Here is a 23,830-nt window from a genome sequence, read left to right on the forward strand (position 1 = left end):
CATGACGGTGACGGAGAACAGCGTTGCCAATACAGCCGCCGCCGCGGAGGCCACCGTCCCGGCGGCCTCCCGCGGCGAGCGCTTCACCTCCTACGACGTGGCGGCCTTCGAGGTGCCCAGCGGCAGGGAGGAGAACTGGCGGTTCACGCCGATGAAGCGGCTGCGGGGCCTGCACGACGGCACCGCGGCCGCCTCCGGCGAGGTCAAGGTCGACGCCGAGGCCGCGCCCGAGGTGTTGGTGGAGACGGTGCCGCGCGACGACGAGCGGCTCGGCCAGGCGGGCAGGCCCGCCGACAGGGTGTCAGCGCAGGCCTACTCGTCGTTCGAGGCGGCCACGCTGGTGACCGTGCCGAAGGAGACAGCCGCCTCGCGCCCCACCGTGGTACGGCTGACCGGCCCCGGTGAGGGCAGGACGGCCTACGGGCACGTGCAGGTCAGGGCCGAGGCGTTCGCCTCAGCGGCGATCGTGCTCGACCACGTCGGCTCCGGTACCTACGCCGACAACGTCGAGTTCGTCATCGGTGACGGCGCGAGCCTGACCGTGGTCAGCGTGCAGGACTGGGCCGACGACGCCGTGCACGTCTCCGAACAGCACCTGCGGCTGGGTAAGGACGCGCGGCTGAAGCACATCGTCGTGACGCTGGGCGGCGACCTGGTGCGCGTGAGCCCCACGGCCACCTTCGCCGCACCGGGCGGGGATGTGGAGATGCTCGGGCTGAACTTCGCCGACGCAGGCCAGCACCAGGAACACCGGTTGTTCGTCGACCACGCAGTGCCGCACTGCAAGTCCAACGTGCTCTACAAGGGCGCGCTGCAGGGCGAGAACGCGCACTCGGTGTGGATCGGTGACGTGTTGATCCGGGCCGCGGCCGAGGCGACCGAGACGTTCGAACTCAACCGCAATCTGGTGCTCACCGAGGGCGCCAGGGCCGACTCGGTGCCCAACCTGGAGATCGAGACCGGCGAGATCACCGGTGCCGGCCACGCGAGCGCGACGGGAAGGTTCGACGACGAGCAGTTGTTCTACCTGCAGTCGCGAGGGATCGAGGAGGAGCAGGCACGCAGGCTGGTCGTGCGTGGCTTCTTCCACGAGATCCTTATGAAGATCGACATCCCGGAGGTGCGCGAGCGGCTCGAGGCGGCCATCGAGGACGAGTTGCAGGCCGTCGGGGTCTGACGAGCCCGCGCCATGACCACGCGCGGCGAGAAGAAGCGAAGCTTTCCGGTAACTGACGAGAGAAACGAAGAGGCATGGCAACACTGGAAATCAAGGATCTACGCGCCGACGTCGTCACCGACGAGGGCAGCAAGGAGATCCTCACCGGCGTCAACCTGACGGTCCGCTCGGGCGAGACCCACGCGATCATGGGCCCGAACGGCTCCGGCAAGTCGACCCTCTCGTATGCCATCGCCGGTCACCCCAAGTACCAGGTGACCTCCGGCGAGGTGCTGCTCGACGGTGAGAACGTGCTCGACATGAGCGTGGACGAGCGCGCTCGCGCGGGCCTGTTCCTCGCGATGCAGTACCCGGTGGAGGTGCCGGGGGTGTCGATGTCGAACTTCCTGCGCTCAGCCGCCACCGCGGTGAGGGGCGAGGCCCCGAAGCTGCGGCACTGGGTCAAGGAGGTCAAGCAGGAGATGGGCAAGCTCGACATCGCCTCGGAGTTCGCGGAGCGCAGCGTCAACGAGGGTTTCTCCGGCGGCGAGAAGAAGCGGCACGAGATCCTGCAGCTCGCGCTGCTGAAGCCGAAGATCGCGGTGCTCGACGAGACCGACTCCGGTCTCGACGTGGACGCGCTTCGGGTGGTGTCGGAGGCGGTCAACGAGTACAAGGCGAACAACGAGGTGGGGGTCATGCTGATCACCCACTACACCCGCATCCTGCGGCACATCCAGCCGGACTTCGTACACGTCTTCGCGGGCGGCCGGATCGTGGAGTCCGGCGGCAAGGAGCTCGCGGACGACCTCGAGGAGACCGGTTACGTCAAGTACACCGGCAAGGCCGAAGCGGCTGGCGTTTAGACAGGTGGGCAAGCGATGAGCACGACGGCTGAACCTGCGGTGCCGCTGCCACTGGACGTGGCGGCGCTGCGAGCCGACTTCCCGATCCTGTCCCGCACGGTGCGGGACGGCAAACCGCTGGTGTACCTGGACTCCGGCGCCACCTCGCAGCGTCCGGTGCAGGTGCTCGACGCGGAGCGGCGGTTCGCCGAGACCGCCAACGCCGCCGTGCACAGGGGCGCCCACCAGTTGGCCGAGGAGGCGACCGACGCCTACGAGGAGGCGCGCTCGAAGATCGCCCGCTTCGTCGGCGTCTCGCCCTCGGAGCTGGTGTTCACCAAGAACGCCACCGAGGGGGTCAACCTCGTCGCCTACGCGATGAGCAACGCCGCCACGGCGGGGCAGCAGTTGCGGCGCTTCGCCGTCGGTCCCGGTGACGAGGTCGTGGTGACCGAGATGGAGCACCACGCCAATCTCGTGCCCTGGCAGCAGTTGTGCGAGCGCACCGGCGCGAAACTGCGCTGGTTCGGGGTCACCGACGGGGGCAGGCTGGACCTGTCCGGCATCGACGAGCTGATCACCGAGCGCACCAAGCTGGTCGCCTTCACCCATCAGTCGAACGTGCTCGGCACCGTGAACCCGCCTGCTCCGCTGCTGGAGCGGGCGCGGCAGGTGGGCGCGCTGACGCTGCTGGACGCCTGTCAGTCGGTGCCGCACACGCCGGTGGACTTCCACGAGCTCGGGGTGGACTTCGCGGTGTTCTCCGGGCACAAGATGCTCGGTCCCTCCGGGATCGGGCTGCTGTACGGCCGCACCGAGCTGCTCGAGGCGATGCCGCCGTTCCTCACCGGCGGGTCCATGATCGAGCTGGTGCGGATGGAGGGCTCGACGTTCGCCCCACCGCCTCAGCGGTTCGAGGCGGGTGTGCCGATGACGGCGCAGGCCGTCGGGCTCGGCGCGGCGGTGGACTACCTGTCGACGATCGGCATGAACCGCGTCGCCACGCACGAGCACCTGCTCACCGAGCGGGCACTCGCGGGATTGGCGGCCATTCCTGGCGTACGTGTGATCGGGCCGACCGACACCGAGTTGCGCGGCAGCGCGGTGTCGTTCGTGATCGACGGCGTGCACCCGCACGACGCGGGCCAGGTGCTCGACAGTCTCGGTATCGCGGTCCGGGTGGGCCACCACTGCGCGTGGCCGCTGCACCGCAGGATGGGTGTTCCGGCGACGGTTCGTGCCTCGTTCTACCTTTACAACGAGCTGTCCGAAGTGGACGCCCTGGTCGAGGGTGTTGTCGAGGCGCAGCGGTTCTTCGGGGTGGGCAAGTGAACTTGGAGAGTATGTACCAGGAGATCATCCTGGACCACTACAAGAACCCGCACGGTCGCGGCCTGCGGGATCAGTACGACGCCGAGTCGTTCCAGGTGAACCCCACTTGCGGCGACGAGGTGACGCTTCGGGTCAAGCTGGACGGCGACAAGGTCGCCGACGTCTCCTACGAGAGCCAGGGCTGCTCGATCAGCCAGGCATCGACCTCGGTGCTGTACGACCTGGTGGTCGGGCATCCGCTGGACGAGGCAACGGCGACGATGAACGCCTTCGTCGAACTGATTCAGGGCAGGGGCGAGGTCGAGGCGGACGAGGACGTGCTCGAGGATGCTGTCGCGTTCGCGGGCGTCGCGAAGTACCCTGCGCGGGTCAAGTGCGCACTGCTCGGCTGGATGGCGTTCAAGGACGCGGTGGGCAGGACGTCGAACGACGAGGTGGAGGCATCATGACGGGGGCGCAGACACCTGAGCACCGAGAGGGACGCACTGCGGCCGACCTGCCGGAGCAGCAGGTCGAGTCCGACGGCGCCGTCGCCAAGGTCGAGGACGTCGAGGAGGCCATGCGTGACGTGGTCGACCCCGAACTGGGCATCAACGTGGTCGACCTCGGTCTGGTCTACGACATCAGGGTGGAACCGGACAACACCGCGACCATCGACATGACGCTGACGTCGGCGGCCTGCCCGCTGACCGACGTGATCGAGGACCAGACCGAGTCGGTGCTGACCGGCGGCTCGGGAGTGGTGAAGGACTTCCGGATCAACTGGGTCTGGATGCCGCCGTGGGGACCGGAGAAGATCACCGAGGACGGCCGCGAGCAGTTACGCGCGCTCGGCTTCACGGTCTGATTCGCTGACTTCGGTCTTGAGCCGGGGTCCCACCTAGCGGTCGTGTATAACGACCTATACGGTTGGGCTTTCTCGGTTCCATAGGCTCGGTAGGCCGTGACACCCCCCAACCAAGCCGTCGACTCCGGAGGCACCCTACCGATCTGCGAGGATCGGACGATGTGGCGGCGCGTGCTCGGGTCGGTGGTGAGTCGCACGACCTATCGCCGGTGGACCTATCTGATCCTCGGCGGTGCGCTGCTGGTTCCGTACGCGCTGTTCGGTGCGGTGCTGCTGCCTTCGGTCGTGCCACAGGCAGCGAGCCCGCCCGCCGCGTTCGTCATCGGCGGGACCGCCGCGCTCGTCGTGCTGGTAGCGACGTCGTTCCTCCCCGCGGTGCGGGTACTCGAGGGCACCGCCGTGCGAGAGCTGCTGGCCGATCCGGTTCCAGATGCGACCTTCGGCGGCACGACGAGCTGGGCGGTCCGCGCGCGGTCGAGCGTGCTGTTCGTCGGTCACGTGCTCGTCGGCGGAGTGGTCAGCCTCGCCAGCCTGCTGCTGCCCTCGGTGCTGGCGCTGTCGCTGACCGCGCCCTTCACAGGGAAATTCCCGCTCGGTGGTGAGGGCGGGATCTCGGTCCCGCGAGGATGGCCGGGAGCGTGGCTGCCCGCCGTGTCGCTACTTGCCACGCTGTCGCTGTTCGGAATCGTCAACGGTGCCGGGGCGCTGCTGACTCGCGCCGCGAAGAGTCTGCTCAGTCTCCCGGTCGCCGAGCGCATCGCCCAGCTCAAGCGCAGGGCGGACCGGCTCGCGCAGCGCAACCGACTGGCGCGGGAGCTGCACGATTCGGTGGGCCACGCGCTCAGCGTCGTTTCCCTCCAGGCAGGCGCGGCGCGTCGCATGCTGCGAACGGACCCCGCCGGTGCGCAGCAGGCGCTGCTCGCCGTCGAGGATCGCGCGCGGGCCGCCCTCGCCGACCTCGACTCCGTGCTCGGGTTGCTCCGTGAGGACGAGGCGGCGAGCCGTTCCCCCAGCGCGGGCCTCGAGGAGTTGCCCGCGCTGGTTTCGGCCACCAGGCTTGCTGGTGTGGCCGTCGACTGCGAGGTGGACGGCGATCTTGCCGCCGTCGCGCCCGTCGTGTCCAGAGAGTCCTACCGCATCCTGCAGGAATGCCTCACCAATGTGCTTCGTCACGCCGGTAAGGTGCCCGTGAGCGTGCGTGTGCGGGCGGGGGAGTCGGAGTTGGAACTGATCGTGCGCAACCCGATGGGTGCCGGGTCCGTAACGCGTTCGGGCGGTGGCAGCGGGCTGCGCGGTATCGCCGAACGGGTCGAGCTGCTGGGCGGACACTCGCGGGCAGGCCGAGACGGCGACGACTGGGAGGTCGTGGTGCGGCTTCCCGGAGGCGGGCGGGGTACCGGCGCATGAGCGAACCCGAAATCCGGGTGCTGCTCGTCGACGACGAGCCGCTGGTGCGCACCGGGCTACGAGCGATACTGGATTTCGAACCCGGTCTCACCGTGGTGGGCGAGGTGGCCGACGGTGCTCTGGTGCCGGACTCGGTGGCAAGGCTGCGACCCGACATCGTGCTCATGGATGTGCGGATGCCGAAGGTGGACGGGATCAGGGCTACCGAGCATCTGATGTCCACATCGGACGATCCACCGAAGGTGATCGTGGTGACCACCTTCGAGAACGACGACTACGTCTACGACGCGTTGCGCGTCGGCGCGAGTGGGTTCCTGCTCAAGCGCGCGGCCCCGGAGGAGATCGTGGCCGCGGTGCGCACCGTGCACTCGGGCGAGTCGCTGCTGTTTCCCGCCGCGATCCGGCGGTTGGCCGCCCGGCACTCCCGTGCGGGTGACGCGCTTCGCGGCAGCGGCCTCACCGAGCGCGAGGCCGAGGTGTTGCGGCTGATGGCGGCGGGGCTGTCCAACTCCGAGATCGCGCAGCGGCTGTTCCTGGGAGTGCAGACGGTCAAGACCCACGTCGGCAATGTGCTGGCCAAGCTGGGCGCCAGGGATCGCACGCAGGCGGTCATCGCGGCTTTCGAGTCAGGGTTCGTGTCACCGCACGAGAGCGGCGCGTAGCCGCCACGGCGCGGCGGCGAACAGCCGCGCCATCGCCGCCGCCACCGCGGCCGGGTCCTCGCGGGCGGAGGTGAAGGCGCGTTGACTGTGTGGTGGCAGGGCGAAGAACTGATCGAAGAAGTCCGGCACCTGCTGGGGCGGAAGCCGTCGTAGCGAGCGCAGCGCGTAGCGGCGCATGGCGTGCACGGCGACCGCTCTGGCGGGCCACAGTGCCGCATGGGCCGCTCTCGCGGCTGCCCGAGGACCGCTGTGCAGGTGCTCGCCGATGGCTTCGGCCACGCGTGGGGCCAGCGTCAGGGAGGCGGCGATGCTGTAACCGGTCGCCGGGTGCACGAGTGCTGCGGCGGCCCCGAACGGCACGGTACGGCCGCGCCGGGGCAGCGGGAGGTCGAGCGGTATCCGAACCCGTTCCCGAGGTAGCCCGCGCGCGTCGATTCCGGCGACTTCGAGTCGCTTGTGGAGCCTGGCCGAGAGCGCCGAGAGCGACACTCCGGGCCGTGCCGCCAGCGAGGTCTCCTCCACCAGCACGCGGCCGTTACCGAGCGGTACCGCGTAGAGGAAGCTCGGATCGACCGCGGTCGCCGCCCGCCAGTCCATGAACACCGCGGTGTCGCCGGGCACGATCCGCACCGCCTGGGAGGCAGGCAGCACCACCCCGAACGCGGTCTGCTCCGTGCCACCACCTTCCGGTCGCGCGCCGCGGGCGTCGACGGCGATGCCCGCGGTGAGCGTGCCGCCGCCGCTGAGGTGGACGACGCAGTCGTGCGGCCGGTTGACGACGCGGGTGCTGGTGCCAGCCACCTGCTGCACGCGGTCGTCGCTGAGCCAGCGGCGCAGCCCGGCGTTGTCCACGACCAGGTACTCGCGATCGAGCCAGCTGCACGAGCGCCCGGCGGCGAGCGTGCCGCGCGGTCGTGCGGCGATCGCCTCGGCGGGCAGGTCAGGCACCTCGTCGCGCCACACCGCGTAGGTGTTCGGCCACGACTTCCCTGGTTCCGGGTCGAGCAGCGCGGTGCTGAGCCCGGCACGGACGCAGCAGGCGGCCAGCGCCCTTCCCGCCGGGCCACCGCCGATGACCAGGACGTCCACCACACGTCGATCTCATCACATACGGTGTGCCTCATGGATACGCAGCCGGACCCGCGTTCACGCAGGCGGGACGAGGCAGCCGAATCGGGCGGGTTCGCCGACCTGGCGGGCAGCCCGTTCCGGGTGGACAGGGACCGCATCGTCGCGTCACCGTTCTTCGCCCGGCTGGCCGGGGTGACACAGGTGGTCAACGCCAGCGGGTCCGCGCTGCTGCACAACCGGCTTACCCACAGCCTCAAGGTGGCGCAGGTGGCAAGGGCCATCGCCGAGCGGGTCACCGCCACCGACGATTCCGGGCAGGTCGCGGCCAAGCTGGGCGGCTGCGACCCCGATGTGGCCGAGGCCGCCGCGCTGGGCCACGACCTCGGCCATCCGCCGTTCGGTCACCTCGGTGAGCAGGTGCTCGACCGCATCGCGCGGCACCGGTACGGCCTCGCGGACGGGTTCGAGGGCAACGCGCAGACTTTCCGGATCGTCACCACCACCGAGGTCGGCGGCCCCACACCCGAGGGACTGAACCTGACGGCGGCAACCCGGGCCGCGCTGCTGAAATACCCGTGGGCGAGGCTGCACTTCCCCACTCCGCACCCGGCTGCCATGGACGTGCCGCCCCGAGGAGCCGCCGAGCCGGAGGAGTCGCCCGGCACCGGGTCGGCCAAGTTCTCCGCCTACTCCACCGAGCTGGACGACCTGCGACAGGGCAGGGCGCCGTTCGCCGACCGGGTGGAGGTCTGGCAGCAGACCGTTGAGGCCTCCGTGATGGATCTGGCCGACGACATCGCCTACGCGATCCATGACCTGCAAGACTTTCACCGCATCGGGGTGTTGCAGCACGCCTCGGTGGCCACCGAACTCGGCCAGTGGCGGGCCACGATGGGGGAGCTGGCCGAGCTGCCCGCCGCCGAACTGCTCGACCAGCACCGAAAGCCGGGCAGGTCACTGGAGTACCTGCGACGCCGGATGCACGCCAAGGACGGCTGGGTGACCGATGACGAGGCGTTCGCCGCCGCGGTGGCCAAGGTGCGTGGTGAACTCGTCGACGAGTTGCTCGCGATTCCGTTCGACGGCTCGATCGAGGCGGAGCAGGCGACGGCGCGGTTCTCCGCACGGTGGACGGCGCGGCTGGTGAACGGTGTGCTGGTGACCACGGCGCCGCCGACACGCACCGGGCACGTGACGTTGCGACCCGCCCAGTGGCACGAGGTGCAGGTGCTGAAGTTCGTGCACCGGCGGTTCGTGCTGCAACGGCCGGACCTGGCGTTGCACCAGCGGGGGCAGGCCACGTTGCTGGCGCAGTTGGTGGACGCTCTAGACGCGTGGCTGGCCGACCGTGACGAGGCACACCGGCTGCCCCGCAGGCTGCACGACCTGGTGGAACTCGCGCACGCCGAGTACAGCGGCCTCGCCCGCGTCGCTCCCGAACTGCTGATCGGAGCGACCGGTGAGCCGGTACGCGGCACCGACGCGGTGCGGGGCCTCGCGCGCGGCAGGGCAGTCATCGACTTCGTGGCGTCGCTGACGGACCGGCAGGCGGCGAGCATGCTCGACGCGATCTCCGGCCGCTCCGAACAGCCGTGGTCGGAACCCTCGGTGCTGTAGCGGGTCGCGAGCATGGCACGTATCAGGCAGGCACCCGGCGGGGGCCGCATCGTCGAGGTCGAGGCGGAGCGGCTCGCGGGCTGGTTCGAGCGCTTCGCCGAACGCAACGGTGGCGTACGGCGGACCCGGCTGGGTCGGCACGAGGTGACGGTGACGGCAGGCAACGGCACGACCGCCACGGTGGCGGTGCCGTTCGGCCCGCTGGAAGGTATCGAGAGTGACACGACGGTCGACGGCCTCGCCGTGGGCGCGCTGATGGAACACGTTCGCAAGCCGAGGCGGGTCGGGCTGCTACTGGTGCGGCTCGGCGGGCACAGTGTCGGCGTGGCCGAGGCTGGGGAAGTGGTGCGCTCGCGTACCGACCGGCACCTCGTGCACGGCCGCAGCGCCGCGGGCGGTTGGTCGCAGCAACGGTTCGCCAGACGCAGGAGCGGGCAGGCGCGGCAGGCGTTGCGCTCCGCCGCGGACGACGCGGCCGAGGTGCTGGCGCCCAGGGTCCGGGAGCTGGACGCGGTGGTGCTCGGCGGCGACCGCAGGGCGTTGGACGAACTGCGTACCGACCCGCGGCTGGCGGAGGTGTTCGCGCTGGCCGAGCCGAGAGTGCTCGAGGTCGCGCGACCACGGCGTAGCGTGCTCGACGAGGCCGCCCGCAGGGCGCACGCGGTGGAGGTCCTCCTGAGGTGAGCCGGCCCACGGTGATCGATAATCGCTGGACGGCTCCCCTTACACTGGGATGCGTGGTTGTCCGCCTGGAGTAGCTCGCCCGCCCCGCGCGGGCGTTTTCACGTGTCCAGGTTCGTCACTACACCACGGAGTTCTTCTTGATCACGGCCAGCGGCCTCGAACTGCGCGCGGGTTCGCGCACCCTGTTGGGTCAAACCACACTGCGAGTACAGCCCGGCGACCGGATCGGCCTCGTCGGCCGCAACGGCGCGGGCAAGACCACGACACTGCGGGTGCTGGCGGGCGAGGGCGAGCCCTACACGGGTGATGTGCGGCACACCGGCGAGATCGGTTACCTGCCACAGGACCCGAGAGAGGGCGACCTTTCGGTGGCGGCCAAGGACCGGGTGCTTTCGGCACGCGGTCTCGACGTGCTGCTGCGCGACATGGAAAAGGCGCAGAACGCCATGGCCGAACTTGTCGACGACGCGGCACGTGACCGCGCCGTTCGCCGCTACGGCAGGCTGGAGGAGCGGTTCTCCTCGCTCGGAGGCTACGCGGCCGAAAGCGAGGCCGCGCGGATCTGCGCGAACCTGGGCCTGGAGGAACGGGTGTTGCCGCAGCCGCTGCACACCCTGTCGGGAGGCCAGCGCCGCCGTATCGAGCTGGCACGCATCCTGTTCGCCGCCTCGGAGGCGGGCGCAGGCGGCAGGTCCGGCACGACGCTGCTGCTCGACGAGCCGACCAACCACCTCGACGCCGACTCGATCAACTGGTTGCGCGGCTTCCTGAAGGCACACGAGGGCGGTCTCGTGGTGATCAGCCACGACGTGGACCTGCTGGACGAGGTCGTCAACAAGGTGTGGTTCCTCGACGCGACGAGAGCCGAGCTCGACGGCTACAACATGAACTGGAAGCGTTACCTCGACGCTCGCGCCACCGACGAGAAGCGCAGGCGGCGGGAACGCGCGAACGCCGAGAAGAAGGCGGCCGCGCTGCAACAGCAGGCGGCGAAACTGGGCGCCAAGGCGACGAAGGCGGTCGCCGCGAAGAACATGGCCCGCAGGGCGGAGCAGATGCTGGCGAACCTGGACGAGGAGCGGCGGGCGGACAGGGTCGCGCGGATCACCTTCCCCTCACCTGCCTCCTGCGGCAGGACACCGCTGACGGCGGAAGGGCTTTCGAAGTCCTACGGTTCGCTGGAGATCTTCACCGGTGTGGATCTGGCGATCGACCGCGGCTCCAAAGTCGTCGTGCTCGGGCTCAACGGTGCCGGAAAGACGACATTGCTGCGGTTGCTCGGGGGACTGGAGAAACCGGACACCGGAAAGGTGGTGGCCGGTCACGGGCTGCGGCTGGGCTATTACGCGCAGGAGCACGAGACGCTCGATCACGAAGCGAGCGTGTGGGAGAACATCCGTCATCTCGCACCGGATGCCGGTGCGCAGGAACTGCGCAACCTGCTGGGGTCTTTCCTGTTTTCCGGCGAGCAACTGGACCAGCCCGCCGGGACGTTGTCGGGTGGGGAGAAGACCCGGCTCGCGCTCGCGGGGTTGGTGTCCAGTGCGGCGAACGTGTTGCTGCTGGACGAACCGACCAACAACCTCGACCCGGCGAGCAGGGCGCAGGTGCTGGACGCCTTGCGCAGCTACGGCGGTGCCGTGGTGCTTGTGACACACGATCCCGGTGCCGTCGATGCGCTCGAACCCGAACGGGTGATCCTTTTGCCTGACGGTACCGAAGACCACTGGTCCGACGAATATCGCGAACTCGTACAGCTCGCCTGAGTGCGCAGGGTGGCGACGTAACGGACGTTGCGTTCGTACGCAAGCCAGTTGGCACTGAATCGGCGCAATATTGCCGCCGTTTCGGCAGGTTTTCGAGCCCTCGTCTGGCATTCGGCGGCGCTGTGTTCGATCATTGCGGCAGCAGGGGTCGAATGTGGCCCGAAACACCAGACGGGCGGAAGGTGGATTGACGTGGCAGACCTGAAGAAGGGTGCGCGCATCACCGGAAACACGCGAGACAAGTTGGCCGCTGACCTGAAGAAGAAATACGAGAAGGGGGCGAGCATCCGGGCCCTGGCGGAGTCGACGGGCCGTTCCTACGGCTTCGTGCACCGGGTGCTGTCGGAGTCCGGCGTTCAGCTTCGGGGACGCGGCGGAGCGACGCGCGTCAAGAAGAAGTAAGCCCGACACGCCCACTGGTGGCGCCCGGATCGGGCTCCACGACCGAGGGCGTAGCCGGGTGTGGCGTGGCCCGGTGTCGAAACACCAGCAGCGCGCCGAGCGTGATCGTGCAGTACACCAGATAGCCGAACCTCGTGGCCGGTGTGAGCATCGTGAAGGTGCCGAGGCCGACCGCGATGCGTAGCAGCGCGTCCGCGCCGCTGTGCGGTGGCTTGCGCACCAGCCACAGCAGGATCGCCAGTGCCGCGGCAGCGAGCAGCACGTAGGCGGCCACCTTTCCGGCGGCGCCGGTACTCGCGATGAGGTGTCCCGGTAGCGGGCTCGCGGCAGGAGAACTCACCGCCGCCAGGCCGGCGGGAAACCGGATGACGTGCTCGAAGAAGGTGTGCGGAGCCACGAGCAGCGCGGGCAGTTGCACCGCCGCGAACACGGCGGTGAACAGCAGGGCGAATCGCGCCAGTGCACGGCCACCCAGCCTGGTCGCGACGAGGAAGGCGAGCACCACCGCCGCGGGTAGCACGATGAGCTTGGCCGCGGTCACCAGTCCGAGCAGTATCGCCGACTGCCCGGGCCGATCGATCGCGGCCAGCGCGCAGGCGAGCACGAGCAGCGCGGCGATCGCCAGATCCGGGCCTGCGGTGGCGAACGTCAACGCCGTGAGCGGGAAAGCCACGGCGAGTTGTGCCGCGCGCACCGGTACCGCGGGTTTGCCGAGCAGCCGCAGTGTCGCCACCACGCTCAGCAGCGCCACCAGCGCGAACACCAGCCGGACGTCGGTGAGCGCGTCGCCGACGGGCGTGCCACCCAGCAGGGCCCTCGGCAGGCCGAACAACGCCATCACGGGGCCGTACGGAGTGTAGTCGTAGCTGCCGGGCGGGTGACCCAGCGTCGCGAGATCGGCATAGGGCGTTCCCGATTCCAGCAACAGTCGGGCCGAGCGCTCGATCACCCATACCTCGGGCTGGGCGTTCCAAGCCCCCGGTGAGGCGGTCCAGTCGCCGCCGGACAACCTGCGCACCACCAGCGTGATCAGTGGTGCGAGCATCCCGACGACGCCGACCACCGCGACGCTCACCCAGCGCGACCGCCACCAGCCCGGCCGAACTCCTCGGGAGAAGGTCAGCCAGCAGGTGTGCGCCAGCGCGAGGCCGTATGCGGCCACGGCGAAGGCCGCCCACACGCGGAAGCCGAAATGCCGGTCGGTCAGCGCCAGCACCAGCGCGTAACCGGTGCAGACGAGGTAGAGGACGGCGTCCACCCGTAGCGGGCCTATCGCCAGGACCCGGCGTGCCCGGTCGATGATCGCCTGTGTCCCCATGGCGCATGAGGCTACCGACTCGGCCGGAACTGTCGGTGCGGGTGGGCACAATACGTTCCCGGGGGATCGGGAAGTTCTTGATCGGGTTCGCTGTTGTGCTGCACATCCGCTCGGGAATTAGCTCTACTATGGTGCAGGTCTGGAAAGGGGTGGCGGGGTGGACAACACATGGTCGTTGCTCAGCGGTGCGATGAGATCGGCGGACGCGCCGAAAGGGCTGCGGCGCGGAACCGTGCGCAGGGTGGCGCGGTTCGCCCGCCCGCACTGGCCACGGCTGCTGATCTTTCTCGGTCTGACGGTCGTCGCCGCGGTGCTGGCCGTGAGCACACCGTTGCTCGCGGGCAGGGTCGTCGACGCGATCGTGAACGGGTCCGCCGCCTCGACGGTGATCGTGCTGGCACTTGTCATCGCCGCTATCGCGATCGCCGACGCCGGGATCGGGCTCGCCGAGCGCTGGCAGTCGGCGCGCATCGGTGAGGGGCTCATCTTCGATCTGCGCAGGGCGGTCTTCGAGCATGTGCAACGGATGCCGATCGCGTTCTTCACGCGGACGCGCACCGGAGCGCTGGTCAGCAGGCTGAACAACGACGTCATCGGAGCGCAGCGCACCTTCACGGCGACCCTGTCGGGGCTGGTCACCAACGTGATCCAGCTCGTGCTCTCGCTGGCGGTCATGGTGACGTTGTCGTGGCAGGTCACGCTGTTGGCACTGGTGTTGTTGCCGGTGTTCGTGCTGCCCGCGCGCCGCATCGGCAGGCGGATGGCGCAGTTGCAGCGGGAGTCGGCCACTTTGAACGCCTCTATGACCACGCAGATGACCGAGCGGTTCTCCGCGCCTGGCGCCACGCTGGTGAAGCTCTTCGGCAGGCCGAAGGTGGAGGCGGAGGAGTTCTCCGGCCGGGCGGGCAGGGTTCGCGACATCGGTGTGCGCACCGCGATGCTCACTCGCTGGTTCATGACCAGCCTGACGCTGGTCTCGGCACTGGCGCAGGCTCTGGTGTACGGCCTCGGCGGCTGGCTCGCGTTGCGTGGCAGCCTCGACGCGGGCACGGTTGTGGCACTGGCGTTGCTGCTCACCCGGCTCTACACGCCACTGACGGCGCTCGCCAACGTCCGCGTCGACGTGATGACGGCGTTCGTTTCGTTCGAGCGGATCTTCGAGGTGCTCGACGTCGACCCGATGATCAAGGAGCGGCCTGATCCGGTGCCGCTGCCGGAGGCCGGCGTCTCCGTGGAGTTCGCCGACGTTCGGTTCAGTTACCCCTCCGCGGAGAAGTACTCGCTCGCCTCCCTGGAGGAAGTGGCCACTGTGGACAGCCGAGGTGGCGAGGAGGTGCTGCACGGTGTGAGTTTCGTTGCCGAACCAGGGCAGATGGTGGCGCTGGTCGGCTCGTCGGGTGCGGGCAAGTCCACCATCGCGTCGCTGGTTCCCCGGCTCTACGACGCCGACTCCGGCGCGGTTCGACTGTCCGGTGTGGATGTTTCCGAGCTGAGCTTCGAGACGCTGCGCCGCACGGTGGGTGTGGTCACCCAGGACGGGCACCTGTTCCACGACACGATCCGGGCCAACCTGACCTACGCGGCACCGGAGGCGACCGAGGACGAGATCTGGAACGCACTGCAGCGTTCGCGCCTGGCGACGCTGGTGCGCTCGCTGCCGGACGGGCTCGACACCATCGTCGGTGAGCGCGGCTACCGGTTCTCCGGCGGGGAACGTCAGCGGTTGACGATCGCGCGACTGCTGCTGGCGCAGCCGCGGGTGGTGGTGCTGGACGAGGCGACGTCGCACCTTGACTCCGAGTCCGAGGTCGCCGTGGGGGCGGCGCTCACCGACGCGTTGCACGGTCGCACGGCGCTGGTGATCGCGCACCGGCTGTCGACCGTCCGTGCCGCCGACCAGATCCTGGTTGTGGAAGCGGGCAGGATCGTCGAGCGCGGTACCCACGAACAGTTACTGGCCGTGGGTGGACGGTATGCGGAGCTGTACCGGACGCAGTTCGCCCAGAACGAACCCGCGGCGGCGTGAGGATGGCCGAACGCGGTGGGCGGGTGCCCGCGCTGCGGGTGTTGACCCCGGATGTGCCCGTTCGCGCCGTCGCACTCGTGCTACACGGTGGGGCGCAGCACGGCCTGACCACCGTGCGGCCGTGGGGGCTGGCCTACCTGCGCATGGTCGCGCTGGCGCGGATGCTGGCGGCGGCGGGTGGACGGAGTGGGCTGGAGGTGTGCCTGCTGCGCAACCGGGTGCGCGGGTGGAACGAGCCCACCCTGCACCCGGTGCTGGACGCGCGTTGGGCGCTCGACCGCGTCCGGGTCCGGCGGCCGGGGCTACCGGTGGTGCTGGTTGGCCATTCGATGGGCGGCCGTGTCGCGCTGCGGATCGCCGACGATCCCTCGGTGGCGGGTAGTTGCGCGCTGGCGCCGTGGACTCCGCGAGCGGAACCGGTGGAGCCCGTCACCGGGCGCAGCGTGTTGATCGCACACGGAACCCACGACACCATCACGCCTGCGGAGGACTCTCACGACTATGCCGTGCGGGCGGCTGCCGTGGCGGCGCGTGTCGCCCGGTTCGAGATCGCTTCCGAAGGTCACGCCATGCTGCGCAGGCCCGGACCGTGGAGCAGGCTTGTGGCCGACTTCACCCTTCACTCGGCCGGACTGGGCCGGGAGAGCGACCTGCTCGCGCGAGCGTGGGCGGGAAGCGGAGCGGGGCGGTTTCGCGTTCCGCTGTGAACCCTGTGAACCCGGTCGACAGTGTGCGGTAGCGCTATTACCCAGCGTGATTGAAATGTGGGTTCAGGCGCAACCTGATCGGGGGACCACACGTCTATCTTGCGAGGCTTGCGGTTAGGTTGGCCTCGCGCGGCAGCGCGTGCGACGGCCGGTGAAACGAGAGGCGGAGGAAAGCCGACAAGGGCACAGGAAAGCCCAGAGCAGCCCACGACAGGCCAGCAAGGTAGAGGCGATCGGGAGATGCGATGACCTACGGCGGGCACTACGGCGGCCAGCAGCCGCCCCCTTCCGGCCGTCGGCCGCCACGCGGCCCTCGGCAACATCAGGGCGCACAGATGATGCCCATTCCGGGGAGTGACAGAGCCCGCCAGGCGCAGCGCAGGCCACAACAGGCCACGAGGGTGGCACCCGCGGGACCGCCGTACGACCCGCCTGCGGCACGCCCGGGTGGAGCGCCCCCACCGAGGCCGCCTCGGCGCAAGCGGTGGTCCTTCGGCCGCGTCGCGACGGCGTTGTTGCTGGTGGTCGTGATGCTGCTGGCGGCGGTGTGGCTCTACCTCGAGTTCTCGATCAACCGGATCGACGCGCTGCCCGACTACGAGGGCAAGCCCGCCGCCGCGGAAGGCACCAACTGGCTGATAGTGGGCTCGGACTCGCGGGCGGGGCTCGACGCCGAACAGCAGGCGCAGCTTTCCACCGGCGACGCCGGAGGGCAGCGCACCGACACGATCATGATCGCGCACATCCCGGACAACGACACGCCCGCCACCTTGCTCAGCCTGCCCCGCGACTCGCAGGTCGAGATACCGGGCCACGGTGTCAACAAGATCAACGCGGCGTTCGCCTTCGGCGGCGCGCCGCTGCTGGCGCAGACCATCGAGCAGGCCACCGGGCTGCGGATCGACCACTATGCCGAGATCGGGTTCGGTGGTTTCGCCAACATCGTCGAGGCGATCGGCGGCGTGGAGATGGACATACCGGAGGAAATGCGCGACACCAAGACCGGGATGGTCATCCCGGCGGGCAGGCAGACGCTCGACGGGGCGCAGGCACTGGGCTTCGTTCGCATGCGGTACAGCTCGGCGACTCCGCGATCCGATCTCGACCGGGTCGCCAACCAGCGCAAGTTCATCGGCGCGCTCGCCAACGAGATGGCCAGCCCCGCGACGCTGCTCAACCCGTTCGAGGTGTTCCCGCTGCTGGCCGATGCCCCCGACGCGCTGACCATGGACACCGAGGACCACCTGCACCATCTGGTCGGCCTCGCCTGGGCCATGCGAGGCATCTCCGACGGCGGTGTCGTCACCACGACGATGCCCACCACCTCGGCATCCGCCGAACAGTGGGACGAGGAGAAGTCACAGGTGCTGCTCGACGCGCTGCGGACGGACTCGCCGATTCCCGACAGCGTCGTCGTGAACTGAGGTCGGCGCGACGCGCCGATCGGTCCACCGGGGCCACGGCGGGTCGTCGCGCCCGGTGGGCGAGCAGCTTCTGGCGGCTTGCGCGCATTCTCCTGACTGTGTGGCGGTCGCGACTCGTCCGCCCGCCGGACGTGGTTGAACAGGCAAGCTAATGCCATTAGCCTGTTTGCTATGAGCCCTAGGGTTGGCCTGTCGGCCGATGGTGTCGTCGACGCCGCGCTCGCGCTCGTGGACGAGCGGGGTACCGAAGCGCTCACGCTCGCGAACGTCGCCGCGCGCACCGGTGTCGCCACCCCGTCCCTGTACAAGCACGTCGGCGGGCTCGCCGAACTTCGCGCCCTCGTGGGTGTGCGGATCCTGGACGAGATGACCACCCGGTTCAGTGCCGTCGCGGTGGGCCGTGGCGGCGACGCCGCGGTGGCGGCGTTGATGCGGGAGTACCGCGCCTACGTGCTGGACCATCCGAAGCGCTACCCGTTGACGCCGATGGATCCGCTGCACGACCCCGTCCAGCGGGAGGCTGGCACGCGGCTGCTCCAGGTCATGCTCGCCGCGTTGCGTGAGTACGGACTCGAAGGCGCCGACGCCGTCCACGCCACCCGGCGACTGCGGGTTGTGGTGCACGGCTTCGCCTCCATCGAGGCGGCGGGTGGGTTCGGCCTGCCGGAGGCGCTGGACGAGACCTACGAACAGCTCATCGACATGTATCTGGCGAGCCTGAGGAGAACCTGATGACCACGAAGCGGCTCGGTGCGCTGGCTCTGGCGAGCGCCGGTGTGCTGTTCCTGCTTTACCCGGCCGTCCGGCCGTGGTACGATGAGTCCACTGTGGACGGAGCGACGCGGTCGATGAGCTCGTCCGCGTGGGTCGCCTCGCACCTGTTCGCGATGCTCGGCTTCGTCCTGGTTTCGCTGGCCCTGCTGAGCCTGCGACGCCGCACACCCGCAGCCGTCTTCTGGGCCGGGGCGGGCCTCACGCTTCCCTACTACGGCGCCGAGGATTTCGCGTTGCACGCCGTCGCCAGGCATCAGGCCGACGTGCTGGCGATCACCGAGGACTTCCGCTACGGCCCGGTCGCGGTCACGATGTTCGCCACCGGTCTGCTCGCCATGGCCGCCGGCGCGGTGCTCGCGGCGCGGACGGCCGGCCCCGGCGGCCGGCTGTTCGCCGCCGGATTCGTGCTGTTCCTGCCGCAGTTCTTCACCCCGGCGCCGGTTCGGATCGCGCACGGCGTGCTGCTGCTGGCCGGGTGCCTGTGGCTCGCGCACTCCCTGTGGCGAGGCGCTGTGGGTGACGGGACAGGTTCCAGATCGACGGCCGCCGTGTCGGACGGTGCCGTCGTCGGCGACGGACACAGGTGACCACTCGTGGCAACTGACTGTCACGCCGACCGGTTGACCGGGGCGGTGGGCGGCTGCCGCGCGGGCTGAGGTCCCTAGGGTGTGGGGTCCAACGTCCCTTTTGGCCCGCCCACCTGCCGAAGGATTATTCGGCGGGAACCAGGCGGACCAGGAGGTGGTCATGACCGCGAGGATTGCCATCAACGGCCTCGGCCGTATCGGCCGTGCCACGCTGAGGTCCGTGCTGGCCGAGCCTGCACTGGAGCCGGTCGCTGTCAACGACCTCGCCTCCGCCGACAACCTGGCATACCTGCTGCGCTATGACACCGTCTACGGGCGCGCCGAGTCCGACGTCGAGGTGTCGGACTCGGCCATCCTCACGCACGGCAGGCGGATCAGCGTGTTCAACGAGCCCGATCCGGCTCGGTTGCCTTGGCAGGACCTCGACATCGACCTGGTCTTCGAGTGCACGGGTGCCTTCCGCAGGACCGTCGACGTCGTCAAGCACCTCGATGCGGGCGCGCGCAGGGCGATCCTGTCCGCCCCGGCCAAGGACGAACTCACCACCGTGGTCCCGGGGGTCAACTCCGACGAGGTCGCCGGCGAGCGGATGGTCTCCTGCGCGAGCTGCACCACCAACTGTGTGGCGCCGGTGCTGGAGGTGCTGGACCGCAACCTCGGTGTCCGCAAAGCCACCATGTCGACGGCGCATGCCTACACCTCCAGCCAGCAGCTCGTCGACGGCCCGGCAGGCAAGCGATGGCGGCGCGGGCGGGCGGCCGCGGCGAGTATCGTGCCGAGCACCACGGGAGCGGCTGAGGCGACGGCGCGGGTGCTGCCCGAACTGACCAACCGCTTCGACGGGGTCGCGCTGAGGGTGCCGGTTCCGGTCGGTTCGATCGCGGACATCGTGTGCCTCACCGAACGAACCACCAACGCCGAACAGCTCAACGAGTTGTTCCGCATCGAGGCGGACAGCGACCGCTACCGTGGGGTGCTCGGGGTGAGCGAGGATCCGATCGTGTCGGCCGATGTGATCGCCGACCCACGCGCGACGATCGTCGACCTCACACTGACCACGGTCACCGACGGTGACCTGGTGAAGGTGATGGCCTGGTACGACAACGAGTGGGGCTACGCCCAGCAGCTGATCCGCCAAGCGCTCGCCATGGTCGGTGAACCGGCCACGGTGCGCTGAGGTTCGCCGAAGGCCCGCCCACGACAGGAGAGCCGATGTCGGTGACCGTCGACGCCGGACTGCACCACGCGGTGCTGTTCGATCTGGACGGGGTGATCACCGATACCGCATCGGTTCACGCCGCCGCCTGGAAGAACCTGTTCGACGACTACCTGGCGCGGTTGCCGTCCGACAGCGTGGCCGACCGCTCCCCGTTCACCGACGACGACTATCGCCGGTTCGTGGACGGCAGGCCCCGCTACGACGGGGTCGATGCCTTCCTGCGCTCACGCGGCCACACGCTGCCGTGGGGGGATCCCGCTGACCCTGACGACACCGAGACGGTGTGCGGCCTGGGTAACCGCAAGAACCGCTACTTCCACCAGCGGCTGCGTGCCGACGGGGTGCGCGTGTTCGACTCCACCGTCGCCCTGGTGCACAGCCTGCGGGAGGCGGGGGTGGATACGGCGGTGTTCTCCGCCAGCCGCAACTGCGGCCCGGTACTGGAGGCCGCCGGGCTGGGCCAGTTGTTCGGCGTCCGGGTCGACGGAGTGGTGGCCGCCGAGTTGGGGTTGCCGGGCAAACCCGATCCCGCCGCGCTGCTGGAGGCGGCCAGGCGAGTCGGGGCGCACCCGGCCCACACCGTGGTGGTGGAGGACGCCGAGGCGGGGGTCGCCGCGGGTCGTCGCGGCGGCTTCGGGCTCGTGATCGGCGTGGACCGCACCGAGGGCACCGGACACGCCGAGGCGCTACGGCGGCGCGGCGCCGACGCGGTGGTGCCGGACCTGGCACAGGTGCGGGTGCGGCCGCGTGCCGAGACGCTGACACGGATTCCGCACGCGCTGGAGTCGTGGGAGGCGGTCGCGGGCGTGCTGCGTGCCAGCGACCTGGCCGTGTTCTGCGACTTCGACGGGACCCTCTCCGAGATCGTGCCGGTACCGGGCGACGCCGTGCTCGCCGACGGGCTGGCGCCTGTGCTGCGGCGGCTCGCCCGGTGCTGCCCGGTGGCCGTGGTCAGCGGACGCGCACTCGCGGACGTGCGCGACCGTGTGGACCTGCCGGGAATCTGGTACGCGGGCTGCCACGGTTTCGAGATCGACGGGCCGGACGGCGAGCACTTCGAGTACGAGGCGGCACGGGATGCGCTACCCGTCCTCGCCGAGTCCGCCGGGGCACTGCGCGACCGGCTCACGGCCGTGCCCGGTGCGTTGGTGGAGGACAAGCGGTTCGCCGTGGCGGTGCACTACCGCAACGTCGAACCCGGCAGCGTTGCCGAGGTGCTCGCCGCCGTGCGTGAGGTCGGGGACCGGCCCGGGGTCAGGATCACCGGCGGCCGCAAGGTCGCCGAGCTTCGGCCCGACATCGACTGGGACAAGGGCACGGCGCTGTGGTGGTTGCTGGAGCGGGTCAGTGAAGGCACGGACCGGGTGCTGCCGGTGTACGCGGGCGACGACCTCACCGACGAGGATGCCTTCGCAGCCGTGCGGCACCGAGGGTTGGGTGTCGCCGTCAGGGGAGGACAGCAGGGTGACCGGCCGTCGAGCGCACACGTCGCGGTGACGGACCCGCGTGAGCTCCAGGTGTTGCTCACCAGGCTGGCCGAGCTGGCCGAGCGCCGGAGGACCGGCCGATGACGAACAGCGAGTGGACGTTGTGTTACCAAGGCTACGATCCGGCGCAGGAGGGGCTGCGCGAGGCGTTGTGCACGGTGGGCAACGGCTATCTCGCCACGCGCGGAGCCGCGCCGGAGTCCGAAGCGGACGGTACGCACTACCCCGGAACCTACGCGGCCGGTGTCTACAACCGGCTTTCCACCGATATCGCCGGGCACACCGTGGACAACGAGTGCCTTGTGAACCTGCCGAACTGGCTGGCGCTGACCTTCCGTGTCGACGACGGGCCCTGGTTCGACCTCGCCTCGGTGACGGTGCTGGACTACGAGCAGTACCTCGACATGCGACGGGCGGTGCTGGTGCGCAGGTTGCGGTTCCGCGACGGCGGTGGCCGTACGACCGCGGTGACCCAGCGCCGGTTCGTCAGCATGCGGTTCAAGCACGGTTGCGCGCTGGAGGTCACAGTGGTCGCGCTGGACTGGTCCGGCAGGCTGGAGTTGCGTAGCGGGCTGGACGGCAGGGTGGACAACAGCCTGGTCGAACGGTATCGCGACCTGCCGGGGCGGCATCTTGAGCCGGTCGCGACCAGGGAGTTGTCCGGCGACTCCGTGCTGCTTCAGATGCGGACCAACCAGTCGCGGATCGCGGTGGCGATGGCGGCCAGGAGCGTGCTGCGCCGAGGTGATCGGGAATCGTCCAGCTCGGACGCCTCGTACCGACTCGTCCAGGAAGATCGCTGGGTCGGCCACGACATCGGTGTCGAGGTGCACCCGGGCGAGGTCGTGACGGTGGAGAAGCTGGTCACCGTATTCACCGGACGGGACCGAGCCATCTCCGAGCCCGGCGCCGAGGCCGCACGCTGGCTGGATCGGCTGGGCGACTTCGACGAGATGCTGCGCGGTCACATCCTGGCCTGGTCACACCTGTGGGACCGGTTCCACGTCGAGCTCGGAAATCAGGGTGAGGAACTGTGCATCGTGCGGCTGCACCTGCTGCACCTGTTGCAGGCGGTGTCACCCAACACCACGGAACTGGACGCGGGTGTTCCCGCGAGAGGGCTGCACGGCGAGGCCTACCGGGGGCATGTGCTGTGGGACGAGTTGTTCGTGTTCCCGATCCTCAACCTGCGGATACCGGCACTGACCCGCGCGCTACTGCGCTACCGGTACCGGCGGCTGCCCGAGGCGCGGCAGGCGGCCACCGCCTCGGGGCACCGCGGCGCGAGGTATCCCTGGCAGTCCGGCAGCGACGGCCGGGAGGAGAGCCAGCAGCTGCACCTCAATCCGCTTTCGGGCCGCTGGATTCCCGACGCAAGCCCGCTGCAGTTCCACATCGGACTGGCGATCGCGTACAACACCTGGCAGTACTACCAGGCCACCGGTGACAGGGAGTTCCTCGCGAACTACGGCACCGAGATGCTGGTGGAGATCGCGAGGTTCTTCGCGAGCCTGACGACCTACGACCGGGCACGGGACCGGTACGTGATCCGCGGCGTGATGGGGCCCGACGAGTTCCACTCCGGTTACCCGAGCCAGCCCGGCAATGGCATCGACAACAATGCCTACACCAACGTGCTCGTCGTGTGGACACTGCTGCGGGCGGCCGAGGCGCTTGAGGTGATCCCGCACCGTACCCGCACGGAATTGGAGCAGGCGCTCGGCCTGCGGGCCGAGGACCTGCAGCGGTGGGAGGACATCACGCACAAGATGTTCGTGCCGTTCCACGGCGACGGCGTGATCAGCCAGTTCGAGGGCTACGAGCTGCTGCGGGAACTGGACTGGGAGCACTACCGGCAGCGCTACGGCAACATCCAGCGGCTCGACCGCATCCTCGAGGCGGAGGGTGACGACGTCAACCGGTACAAGGCGGGCAAGCAGGCCGACGTGCTCATGCTGTTCTACCTGTTCTCCGCCGACGAGTTGGGGGAGCTGTTCCACCGCCTGGGCTACCGGCTCGAACACGACACGATTCCGCGCACCATCGACTACTACCTCGCGCGCACGTCGCACGGCTCCACCCTCAGTGCCGTGGTGCACGCGTGGGTGCTCGCGAGGGCGAACCGCGAGCGAGCACTGGAGTTCTTCGGCAGGGCCCTGCGTTCCGACATCACCGACATCCAGGGCGGCACCACCCCGGAGGGAATCCACCTCGCCGCGATGGCGGGCAGCTTCGACCTGCTGCAACGCTGCTTCTCCGGACTGGAGACCAGGCAGGACCGGCTGCAGCTCAATCCGCTGTGGCCGAAGTCGCTCGGGGTGCTGGAGCTGGCCATCCACTACCGGGAGCACCCGTTGCGGCTGCGGATCAGCGGCAGCCGGGTCGACGTCGCCGCCGAGGAGGGATTGCAGCGCCCGGTGGAGGTGGCGTGTCACGGCGAGGTCGCCTGGCTGGAACCTGGTTCGACGGTGCGGTTCTCCTCCTGACCAGGGCGGCTCT

21 protein-coding genes are annotated in these 23,830 nt (G+C 69.5%); 19 read left to right on the top strand and 2 right to left on the bottom strand.

Annotated elements, in window-relative coordinates; genetic code table 11:
• Position 1: 1 nt before the first annotated feature.
• The 7 genes from sufD to FHU38_RS10460 all read left to right on the top strand — a co-directional run bounded on the left by sufD (position 2) and on the right by FHU38_RS10460 (position 6,249).
• Entirely contained in the window at positions 2–1,177 is a 1,176-nt protein-coding gene (gene sufD, locus FHU38_RS10430; protein ID WP_167169503.1) for a Fe-S cluster assembly protein SufD, read from the top strand.
• A gap of 74 nt (positions 1,178–1,251) precedes the next feature.
• Positions 1,252–2,022 carry a Fe-S cluster assembly ATPase SufC gene (gene sufC / locus FHU38_RS10435; RefSeq protein ID WP_167169505.1) on the top strand — a complete coding sequence of 257 codons (771 nt, stop codon included), beginning with the start codon at positions 1,252–1,254 and terminating at the stop codon, positions 2,020–2,022.
• Between the two features lie 15 nt (positions 2,023–2,037).
• Positions 2,038–3,333, top strand: coding sequence for a cysteine desulfurase (locus tag FHU38_RS10440; RefSeq protein ID WP_167169508.1), 1,296 nt, complete (start codon positions 2,038–2,040; stop codon positions 3,331–3,333).
• Positions 3,330–3,782 carry a Fe-S cluster assembly sulfur transfer protein SufU gene (gene sufU / locus FHU38_RS10445; protein ID WP_167169511.1) on the top strand — a complete coding sequence of 151 codons (453 nt, stop codon included), beginning with the start codon at positions 3,330–3,332 and terminating at the stop codon, positions 3,780–3,782. Before FHU38_RS10440 ends, sufU begins: the two co-directional genes overlap by 4 nt.
• The gene (locus tag FHU38_RS10450) at positions 3,779–4,180 is read left to right on the top strand and encodes a metal-sulfur cluster assembly factor (protein WP_167169514.1); all 402 of its coding nucleotides are present in this window, start codon (positions 3,779–3,781) and stop codon (positions 4,178–4,180) included. Before sufU ends, FHU38_RS10450 begins: the two co-directional genes overlap by 4 nt.
• Positions 4,181–4,339: 159 nt before the next feature.
• On the top strand, positions 4,340–5,587 hold the full coding sequence (locus FHU38_RS10455; protein ID WP_167175912.1) for a sensor histidine kinase: 1,248 nt from the start codon (positions 4,340–4,342) through the stop codon (positions 5,585–5,587).
• On the top strand, positions 5,584–6,249 hold the full coding sequence (locus FHU38_RS10460) for a response regulator (protein WP_167169516.1): 666 nt from the start codon (positions 5,584–5,586) through the stop codon (positions 6,247–6,249). Before FHU38_RS10455 ends, FHU38_RS10460 begins: the two co-directional genes overlap by 4 nt.
• On the opposite strand, the gene FHU38_RS10465 is transcribed toward FHU38_RS10460, so the two are convergent.
• Positions 6,226–7,341: a lycopene cyclase family protein gene (locus FHU38_RS10465; RefSeq protein WP_167169519.1), complete on the bottom strand. Its 1,116-nt coding sequence runs from the start codon at positions 7,339–7,341 to the stop codon at positions 6,226–6,228. The genes FHU38_RS10460 and FHU38_RS10465 overlap by 24 nt on opposite strands.
• Positions 7,342–7,371: 30 nt before the next feature.
• On the opposite strand from FHU38_RS10465, the gene FHU38_RS10470 reads away from it, so the two are divergent.
• The 4 genes from FHU38_RS10470 to FHU38_RS10485 all read left to right on the top strand — a co-directional run bounded on the left by FHU38_RS10470 (position 7,372) and on the right by FHU38_RS10485 (position 11,789).
• Complete coding sequence (locus FHU38_RS10470) at positions 7,372–8,937, top strand: deoxyguanosinetriphosphate triphosphohydrolase family protein (RefSeq protein WP_167169522.1); 1,566 nt, start codon at positions 7,372–7,374, stop codon at positions 8,935–8,937.
• A 12-nt stretch (positions 8,938–8,949) separates the two neighbouring features.
• Positions 8,950–9,621 carry an acVLRF1 family peptidyl-tRNA hydrolase gene (locus FHU38_RS10475; protein WP_167169525.1) on the top strand — a complete coding sequence of 224 codons (672 nt, stop codon included), beginning with the start codon at positions 8,950–8,952 and terminating at the stop codon, positions 9,619–9,621.
• Positions 9,622–9,758: 137 nt separating this feature from the next.
• Positions 9,759–11,387 (top strand): ABC-F family ATP-binding cassette domain-containing protein, encoded by a 1,629-nt coding sequence (locus FHU38_RS10480; RefSeq protein ID WP_167169528.1) that lies wholly within the window; start codon positions 9,759–9,761, stop codon positions 11,385–11,387.
• A gap of 192 nt (positions 11,388–11,579) precedes the next feature.
• The gene (locus FHU38_RS10485; RefSeq protein ID WP_005437638.1) at positions 11,580–11,789 is read left to right on the top strand and encodes a helix-turn-helix domain-containing protein; all 210 of its coding nucleotides are present in this window, start codon (positions 11,580–11,582) and stop codon (positions 11,787–11,789) included.
• Here the strand turns inward: FHU38_RS10485 and FHU38_RS10490 are convergent.
• Positions 11,776–13,107 (bottom strand): glycosyltransferase 87 family protein, encoded by a 1,332-nt coding sequence (locus tag FHU38_RS10490; protein ID WP_167169531.1) that lies wholly within the window; start codon positions 13,105–13,107, stop codon positions 11,776–11,778. The two genes, FHU38_RS10485 and FHU38_RS10490, sit on opposite strands and share 14 nt — an antisense overlap.
• A gap of 157 nt (positions 13,108–13,264) precedes the next feature.
• On the opposite strand from FHU38_RS10490, the gene FHU38_RS10495 reads away from it, so the two are divergent.
• The 8 genes from FHU38_RS10495 (at position 13,265) to FHU38_RS10530 (ending at position 23,817) form a co-directional block, all read left to right on the top strand.
• Positions 13,265–15,133, top strand: coding sequence for an ABC transporter ATP-binding protein (locus FHU38_RS10495; protein WP_167169534.1), 1,869 nt, complete (start codon positions 13,265–13,267; stop codon positions 15,131–15,133).
• A gap of 2 nt (positions 15,134–15,135) precedes the next feature.
• Entirely contained in the window at positions 15,136–15,840 is a 705-nt protein-coding gene (locus FHU38_RS10500) for an alpha/beta hydrolase (protein ID WP_167175913.1), read from the top strand.
• A gap of 245 nt (positions 15,841–16,085) precedes the next feature.
• The gene (locus FHU38_RS10505; RefSeq protein ID WP_167169538.1) at positions 16,086–17,264 is read left to right on the top strand and encodes an LCP family protein; all 1,179 of its coding nucleotides are present in this window, start codon (positions 16,086–16,088) and stop codon (positions 17,262–17,264) included.
• Positions 17,265–17,435: 171 nt separating this feature from the next.
• Complete coding sequence (locus FHU38_RS10510; RefSeq protein ID WP_167169541.1) at positions 17,436–17,996, top strand: TetR/AcrR family transcriptional regulator; 561 nt, start codon at positions 17,436–17,438, stop codon at positions 17,994–17,996.
• Positions 17,996–18,625 carry a hypothetical protein gene (locus tag FHU38_RS10515; RefSeq protein ID WP_167169544.1) on the top strand — a complete coding sequence of 210 codons (630 nt, stop codon included), beginning with the start codon at positions 17,996–17,998 and terminating at the stop codon, positions 18,623–18,625. Before FHU38_RS10510 ends, FHU38_RS10515 begins: the two co-directional genes overlap by 1 nt.
• Positions 18,626–18,785: 160 nt before the next feature.
• On the top strand, positions 18,786–19,802 hold the full coding sequence (gap, locus tag FHU38_RS10520) for a type I glyceraldehyde-3-phosphate dehydrogenase (RefSeq protein WP_167169546.1): 1,017 nt from the start codon (positions 18,786–18,788) through the stop codon (positions 19,800–19,802).
• 35 nt (positions 19,803–19,837) lie between these two features.
• Positions 19,838–21,415 carry a trehalose-phosphatase gene (otsB, locus tag FHU38_RS27955; RefSeq protein WP_167169549.1) on the top strand — a complete coding sequence of 526 codons (1,578 nt, stop codon included), beginning with the start codon at positions 19,838–19,840 and terminating at the stop codon, positions 21,413–21,415.
• The gene (locus FHU38_RS10530; protein WP_167169552.1) at positions 21,412–23,817 is read left to right on the top strand and encodes a glycoside hydrolase family 65 protein; all 2,406 of its coding nucleotides are present in this window, start codon (positions 21,412–21,414) and stop codon (positions 23,815–23,817) included. Before otsB ends, FHU38_RS10530 begins: the two co-directional genes overlap by 4 nt.
• The last annotated feature ends 13 nt before the right edge of the window (positions 23,818–23,830 follow it).

This window comes from Saccharomonospora amisosensis (assembly GCF_011761185.1).
Lineage (GTDB): Bacteria > Actinomycetota > Actinomycetes > Mycobacteriales > Pseudonocardiaceae > Saccharomonospora_A > Saccharomonospora_A amisosensis.

Coding starts and splice junctions, on each gene's coding strand:
- FHU38_RS10500 (WP_167175913.1), top strand. CDS start 15,136: ATGGCCGAACGCGGTGGGCGGGTGCCCGCGCTGCGGGTGTTGACCCCG.
- FHU38_RS10440 (WP_167169508.1), top strand. CDS start 2,038: ATGAGCACGACGGCTGAACCTGCGGTGCCGCTGCCACTGGACGTGGCG.
- FHU38_RS10475 (WP_167169525.1), top strand. CDS start 8,950: ATGGCACGTATCAGGCAGGCACCCGGCGGGGGCCGCATCGTCGAGGTC.
- FHU38_RS10510 (WP_167169541.1), top strand. CDS start 17,436: ATGAGCCCTAGGGTTGGCCTGTCGGCCGATGGTGTCGTCGACGCCGCG.
- sufD (WP_167169503.1), top strand. CDS start 2: ATGACGGTGACGGAGAACAGCGTTGCCAATACAGCCGCCGCCGCGGAG.
- FHU38_RS10460 (WP_167169516.1), top strand. CDS start 5,584: ATGAGCGAACCCGAAATCCGGGTGCTGCTCGTCGACGACGAGCCGCTG.
- FHU38_RS10505 (WP_167169538.1), top strand. CDS start 16,086: ATGACCTACGGCGGGCACTACGGCGGCCAGCAGCCGCCCCCTTCCGGC.
- FHU38_RS10515 (WP_167169544.1), top strand. CDS start 17,996: ATGACCACGAAGCGGCTCGGTGCGCTGGCTCTGGCGAGCGCCGGTGTG.
- FHU38_RS10450 (WP_167169514.1), top strand. CDS start 3,779: ATGACGGGGGCGCAGACACCTGAGCACCGAGAGGGACGCACTGCGGCC.
- sufC (WP_167169505.1), top strand. CDS start 1,252: ATGGCAACACTGGAAATCAAGGATCTACGCGCCGACGTCGTCACCGAC.
- FHU38_RS10455 (WP_167175912.1), top strand. CDS start 4,340: ATGTGGCGGCGCGTGCTCGGGTCGGTGGTGAGTCGCACGACCTATCGC.
- FHU38_RS10530 (WP_167169552.1), top strand. CDS start 21,412: ATGACGAACAGCGAGTGGACGTTGTGTTACCAAGGCTACGATCCGGCG.
- gap (WP_167169546.1), top strand. CDS start 18,786: ATGACCGCGAGGATTGCCATCAACGGCCTCGGCCGTATCGGCCGTGCC.
- FHU38_RS10470 (WP_167169522.1), top strand. CDS start 7,372: ATGGATACGCAGCCGGACCCGCGTTCACGCAGGCGGGACGAGGCAGCC.
- otsB (WP_167169549.1), top strand. CDS start 19,838: ATGTCGGTGACCGTCGACGCCGGACTGCACCACGCGGTGCTGTTCGAT.
- FHU38_RS10490 (WP_167169531.1), bottom strand. CDS start 13,107: ATGGGGACACAGGCGATCATCGACCGGGCACGCCGGGTCCTGGCGATA.